A 6316-nucleotide genomic window follows, 5' to 3' on the forward strand; every position below is an offset into this window, starting at 1 on the left:
ATTAGATTCTTCTGATTCCTTGCGTCAAGCCTGATTGAGATGCTCTTACCCTGACTAATTACCATGATGAAAATTTACATGGACGAAAGACTACTCGTCAAGTCAAAGTCTATCCAATTCCATTTGAGTCACTACCTGATTGGGTTGGTGCTAAAAGTTTAATAGAGGTTAACAGATATGGAACTCGACCTCAAGGAAAGAAAAGTCGTCGCCAGATTGTTGACTATCATGAACAACACTTTTATTTAAGTAGCTTAAATTATTCAGCCTCAGAATTCGCTCTCGTTATTCGTGGTCATTGGTCAATTGAAAATCAACTTCATTGGGTCAAGGATGTAACTTTAAGTGAAGATAACTGTATTCATACTGGCGGTTTTTCGCCAGCTAATTGGGCGATGGTCAGACAGTTTTTAGTTTCCCTGGCTCGTCAGTTAAATTGTCGGACTCTTCCCGAAGCGTTAAGGCTGATGGCTAACCAACTTCAAATGATTTTTGATGCACTCTTTGACCACTCCGACTCCTTTTGCCCAACACCTGTGAGTCCAATGGTCGACTGAGAAAACTTTTTCTCTCCCGACAATTAATCCACCCTGCCTCCCCGCCTGCGGCTATCCATTAGTCACATCTTTCTTTACAATCTTGAAACCTATGCTCTATAGCCGTCTTAGACACTGAATAGTTAGGCATACTTGACAAATTCGCTTTTAATATTCTCGCTAAAACTGCGTTTTTATTGAGAATAAACAACGAACCAATAAGGGTTATAAAAGCCTGAGTGAATACTCTCACGAATGTTAAGAAAGATCCGGGTAATGGATAGCCGCCTGCGGGGAGGGGTTGGGGGTGGGGTTCTTTTATTATGGGTAATTTGGCGGACATGATATCATTCAATCAATCCATAACGTCGCACAAGAAAAAAGAGATAAGCTTTGGCTTATCCACAAAAAACCAACTAATCAATCATCAGATTCACGATTCCCAAGAATTAATATACTCAACCTTCAACTTCAGTCGGTATAGAATACGAAAAAATTAAACAGATGCAAAACCAGTAAACTGCCGGACATAAGGCGATCTAAAACCTAAAACAATATCTGTTGTCGGCACACCTAATTCTACTAATTGATTAGCTATTCCTTCTTCAGTAAAATCGCGCTGAATCCAAATTTTTCCATGCTTTATACTAATATGAATTGGGCATCCATATACTCTTTCTTCATCATTCCATCCTATGTATACTAATAAATAGCGATCGCGTTCTGTATCAAATACAATTTCGGTATTTTCTAAATCTTCTTTGGGTTGCTCATTTGCATATTTATAGATAATTTTTTTCACTAATTCCCGATAATCTAATTCTTCCATAATACTATCTCCTGTTTCTGAACATGAAAAACAAATAATTTGATTTCATACCGTTCTAATACACTTTGAATAAAAGAATCTATAAAAAACTCTTGGTAGATATCTTGAGATATTGCTAAATATAATACTCGTTCAGAGTCCTTTTGTTCTAATGCTACCCTGTAGTTCAAAAATTGACCTATAGCTGTATGAAACTCTGAGATTGCTGACACCCCAATAAAACTTTTTACCTCTACTGCTATTTTTTGCTCATCTTTTTCAGCCGAAATTAACTTTTGCGCTCCTAAGTCTATTTTAATTCTAATTTGTTCAGAGAGTTTAAAAAACAAGGGGTCATGTGTAATTTTCCAGCCATCTTTTTCTAAGGCTACTTTTACAGTATTATGAAAAATATCTTTTGCTGACATGATATACAAAAAAATTAAACCGATGCAAAACCCGTAAACTGTCTTACATGAGGCGATCTAAAACCTAAAACTATATCTGTTTTTGGTACTCCCAATTCTACTAATTCATTAGCTACACCTTCCTCTGTAAAATCGCACTGAATCCAGATTTTTCCATCTTTAATATCAACATGAATTACCGAACCATAAGTCCGTTTTTCACCTTCCCAACCTAGATGAATTATTAAATAGTGATTTTTTTGATTATCAAATATTAATTGTATTTCCGTTCCCTTGGCTAAATGACTTTCTGTATGTCTTGCTAATACTGTCTGTACTAATTCAGGATAATTCATTCCTTCCATAAAATAATCTCCTGTTTGCTACTTTCAAATATCAATAATTTTAATTTATGTTCAGCAATTATTTCTTGAATCACAGGTATCAGAAAAAAAGCTGTATATATTTCATAACTAATTGCTAAATATAAAATACGATCGGGTTCTTCTTTTCTTAAAATAGAACGGTAATTAAGTGTTTGTCCTAAAGCTGTATGAAATTCACTAATCGCTGATTTTCCCAAAAAAGATTTTATTTCAACTGCTATTTTGTGTCCTTCTTTTTCTGCTGCCAAAAGTCTTTCTGCACCTAAATCAAGACGAAATTCTATAGTATCTACTAGAAATATCAAAGGATCATCAGTAATTAACCAACCATCTTTCTCTAAAGCTAACTTAACAGCATTATGAAAAAAATCTTTTGCTGACATACAAACTTACAATAATACCCTCCATCCTATTATATTCTCTCTCTGTGCCTCTGCATCTCTGCGAGAGAAACACAAAAAAAGGGATAAGCAAAACGCCTATCCCCAAAAAATCAACTAATCAATGTATCAAGTTCCACTTGTCCAAGAATTGATGTACTCAATTTGATCTGCTGTCAAACTATCAATTGTGATCCCAATAGCCTGCAATTTTAAACGAGCAATTTCTTGATCGACTTCAACAGGAATTGAGTGCAAACCAGGTTGCAACTTACCTTTATTCTTCACCAGGAATTCACAAGCCAAAGCTTGGTTGGCAAAACTCATATCCATTACCGCACTGGGGTGTCCTTCAGCCGCAGCTAGGTTAATCAAGCGTCCTTGTCCGAGAACGACAACTGATTTACCATTTTTCAACTTGTACTCTTCGGTGAAAGGACGAACTTCTTTGATTTCCTTAGCTTGTGCAGCCAAGTATTTCAAATCAAGTTCCAAGTCAAAGTGACCGGAGTTACAAACGATCGCACCGTCTTTCATGACATCGAAGTGTTCGCCGCGAACGACGTGCTTGTTACCTGTCACAGTGATAAATATATCACCTTGGGGTGCAGCTTCAGCCATTGGCAGAACGCGGAAGCCATCCATTACGGCTTCAATTGCCTTGATGGGGTCGATTTCGGTGACGATGACGTTAGCACCCATCCCACGGGCGCGGAGGGCTGTACCTTTACCACACCAGCCATAACCGACGACGACAATGTTTTTACCAGCCAACAAAATATTGGTGGCGCGGATAATGCCATCTAGGGTTGATTGCCCAGTACCATAGCGATTATCAAAGAAGTGCTTGGTGTCGGCGTCGTTGACGTTGACTGCGGGGAAGGTGAGAACGCCTTCTCTAAACATGGCGCGTAGGCGCACAATACCAGTGGTGGTTTCTTCGGTGCTACCAATCAAATCAGCAATTTGGTGTTGGCGGTGTTGGATTAAAGCCGCAACTACATCGCTACCGTCATCAACAATAATGTTGGGGCGATGATCTAAAGCTATTTGGACGTGGCGGTTATAAGTTTCGTTATCTTCGCCTTTTTGAGCAAAGACGGGAATTTCATGATCGACGACGAGGCTAGCAGCTACGTCATCTTGCGTTGATAAGGGATTGCTAGCAATTAAAAGCGCGTCTGCACCACCGGCTTTCAGAGCGATCGCCAAATGTGCTGTTTCGGTTGTAATGTGGGCACAAGCTACAAGGCGTAAACCAGCGAAGGGCTTTTCGATAGCAAAGCGATCGCGGATTTGCTTCAAAACTGGCATTTCGCGTCCAGCCCATTCAATGCGCTGTCTTCCCAAGGCAGCTAGGCCGAGGTCTTTAACCTCGTGCTTTAATCGGGGAGAAGTTGCGGTCATCAAAAGTTACCTCAAAAAATAAAAAAAGCTACGTAAAGTTTACGCACTCTACTAGGTTATTCTACTACTGGTGATTTTTGCTTGTATGAAAGCAAATCACTAGTCAAGAGTCCTCAAAACTAGCTTGACGTTTGATTACCCTAATGTCAACTTCCTCCCCAGCTTCTTCCTTTTTGTTTTATCTTTGGTAAGAGTAATAATCTTATCAGCCTTACCTGCTGATTCTCAGTACCTTGTCATCTCTCTAAAGGTAGAAGACAACCAAAAAAACATGAAAATTTCATCATCTAAATAGAAAACCTCAACTTTAGATAGGTACATCTACCCAAAGTTATTGCGGAGGATAGTTATCGAAGTAGTCACCAGTAGATTTAATTCAAGGAGGTGTTTGAGTGCGTTTTCAATTTTTGGCGTTGGCTTTGCCCGCCGTAGGCATCGCCAGTTCAATGGCCATAGGCGTTGTATCTGTGCCAAAAGCCACAGCCCAGATTCCTTTTGTACCGCAACTGCAAGCTCCCAGCAGTATTAGTAATGATTCAGATAACAGAGTTGTTTCGGGCTGGATTTATTTAGATGGTCGTCGGTTATTTCAAATAGCGGCAACAAGAACCAACTTTCCTGAGCGTTCAGAAGATATTCAAAAGAAGTTGGAGAAAATTGGTCAAAATTACTTTCAATCACCAGCAAAAACACCAGTCAAGGTGGATGTTCGCAAAGTAAACGAATTACCAGTAATTTATGTCAACGGTCAATATCTGATGACCGTTACTTCTGAAGATGCGGGACTGCGACAGGTAGATGTATCGACATCAGCAAATCAAGTTAAAGAATCTTTAGAAGAAGATTTGCAACAAGCCAAGCAAGAAAGGCAAATTCAATCTTTAATCGACCAAGGTAAAATTGCTGGCGGTATCGGACTAGCAATGATTGTCATGAGTTGGGGGGTATATAGCTGGCAGCGGCGTTCCCAAAAGGATTTAGAAAACTCCATTGCCTCCCAACCCCAAAGGGAACTCTTCAACTACCCAAAACCAGCAGATCAAGCAATTACAACACAACTAAATCAACGACAACAGCAACATCTCCAAGAAGCCAAGAGACGATTATTTCAGCTAAGTCAAGCCGGAATTTGGGGAGGTGGAACCTTCTTTATTTTGGGTCTATTTCCCTATACACGAGGTTTTCAGGTAGCAATTCTCACAGCTGCCCAATTTCCTGTGCGATTAGGTGTCGTATGCCTGGCAACCTATGTAGCAATTCGTTTGACCTACGCCCTAATTGACCGCTTCGCTTCCACTCTGATTAGCAGTGGTGCTTTCCTCACTCCAGAAAGTTCTGCACGGCTGCAACTGCGAGTCTCCACATTTTCTGGTGTCACTAAAAGTATCACTACTGCTATCTGGGTAGGAGTAGGTTTCTTGATCGCGCTAGTATCGTTGGGGATAGATATCGTTCCCTTGCTAGCGGGTGCTAGTTTAGTTGGTGTTGCATTGTCTTTGGCATCGCAAAACTTAATTAAAGATGCGATTAACGGGTTCCTGATCATTTTAGAAGACCAGTATGCTTTAGGCGATGTAATTAATGTGGGAGACGTGGGAGGTTTAGTAGAAAATCTGAATCTGCGGATGACCCAACTGCGGGATTCTGAAGGACGCTTGATCACAATTCCCAATAGTGAAATTAAAGTTGTTGCCAATCTTTCTAGTCGTTGGTCGCGAGCCGATTTAACAATTCCTATCGCTTACCAAGCCGATACAGAAGAGGCTTTGAAATTGATTGCAACTATTGCTGATAAAATGAATCAAGAAATGCAATGGCAGAGTCAAATTTTAGAACCGCCGCAAGTATTGGGAATAGATCAATTTGGCGATCGCGGTTTGATAATTCGTGTCTGGATTAAAACACAGCCCCTCAAACAATGGGATGTCGCACGGGAACTTCGCCGCCGCCTAAAAGTTGCCCTAGACGAAGCTGGAATTTCTATCTCTGTACCTCAACAAGCAATTTGGGTCAATGACGATCAATTGTTAAATTTTACGAGCAATGGCAAAGATAATTAGAAATTTGGATTCATTACCGCATTTTTCAGTTGATTAGACCAAATTCTAACTCTCCTCTTATCAAAAAAGGTAGAGGGCAGGAGGCAGAAGGAAATTCTGCTTCCTGCCTGACGCCGTGACCAAAGGGAACTTGGGTATAAAACCCCGACCAAATTAAAAATTTGGTCGCTCTTGTTAAGGAGAGGTCTGAATTCATAGGTGTCAACTTAACGTGAGTTCGATGCACAGGATTTTGACCTCACCCCCAGCCCCTCTCCTGTTAGGAGCTACGGTGTATACACATCTTTGTATAAAACCAAAATCGTTGAAGATCCCCCTAAATCCCCCTTAAA

The 6316-nt window shown here is 40.2% G+C and carries 7 protein-coding genes; 2 read left to right on the forward strand and 5 right to left on the reverse strand.

The features are described from left to right. The first annotated feature begins 50 nt into the window (after positions 1 to 50). Positions 51 to 557: an ISAs1 family transposase gene (locus ACM0OX_RS34725; protein WP_414519653.1), complete on the forward strand. Its 507-nt coding sequence runs from the start codon at positions 51 to 53 to the stop codon at positions 555 to 557. Between the two features lie 475 nt (positions 558 to 1032). Here the strand turns inward: ACM0OX_RS34725 and ACM0OX_RS34730 are convergent, their stop codons facing one another. From ACM0OX_RS34730 to ahcY, 5 genes are all read right to left on the reverse strand, one after another. After that, positions 1033 to 1365: a XisI protein gene (locus ACM0OX_RS34730; RefSeq protein WP_414519645.1), complete on the reverse strand. Its 333-nt coding sequence runs from the start codon at positions 1363 to 1365 to the stop codon at positions 1033 to 1035. Next, on the reverse strand, positions 1353 to 1772 hold the full coding sequence (locus ACM0OX_RS34735; RefSeq protein ID WP_334716004.1) for a XisH family protein: 420 nt from the start codon (positions 1770 to 1772) through the stop codon (positions 1353 to 1355). The genes ACM0OX_RS34730 and ACM0OX_RS34735 overlap by 13 nt, the downstream gene beginning before the upstream one ends. A gap of 14 nt (positions 1773 to 1786) precedes the next feature. Beyond that, positions 1787 to 2116, reverse strand: a complete 330-nt coding sequence (locus ACM0OX_RS34740; RefSeq protein ID WP_414519647.1) for a XisI protein — start codon at positions 2114 to 2116, stop codon at positions 1787 to 1789. After that, a complete protein-coding gene (locus ACM0OX_RS34745) occupies positions 2104 to 2520 on the reverse strand; it encodes a XisH family protein (RefSeq protein ID WP_414519648.1) in 417 nt (138 codons plus the stop codon). The genes ACM0OX_RS34740 and ACM0OX_RS34745 overlap by 13 nt, the downstream gene beginning before the upstream one ends. 126 nt (positions 2521 to 2646) lie before the next feature. After that, positions 2647 to 3924: an adenosylhomocysteinase gene (gene ahcY, locus ACM0OX_RS34750; RefSeq protein WP_414519650.1), complete on the reverse strand. Its 1278-nt coding sequence runs from the start codon at positions 3922 to 3924 to the stop codon at positions 2647 to 2649. Between the two features lie 392 nt (positions 3925 to 4316). On the opposite strand from ahcY, the gene ACM0OX_RS34755 reads away from it, so the two are divergent. Further along, a complete protein-coding gene (locus tag ACM0OX_RS34755) occupies positions 4317 to 5984 on the forward strand; it encodes a mechanosensitive ion channel family protein (protein WP_414519651.1) in 1668 nt (555 codons plus the stop codon). Positions 5985 to 6316: the final 332 nt, after the last annotated feature.

It is taken from the genome of Nostoc sp. PCC 9305, from assembly GCF_963920915.1.
GTDB lineage: Bacteria > Cyanobacteriota > Cyanobacteriia > Cyanobacteriales > Nostocaceae > Nostoc.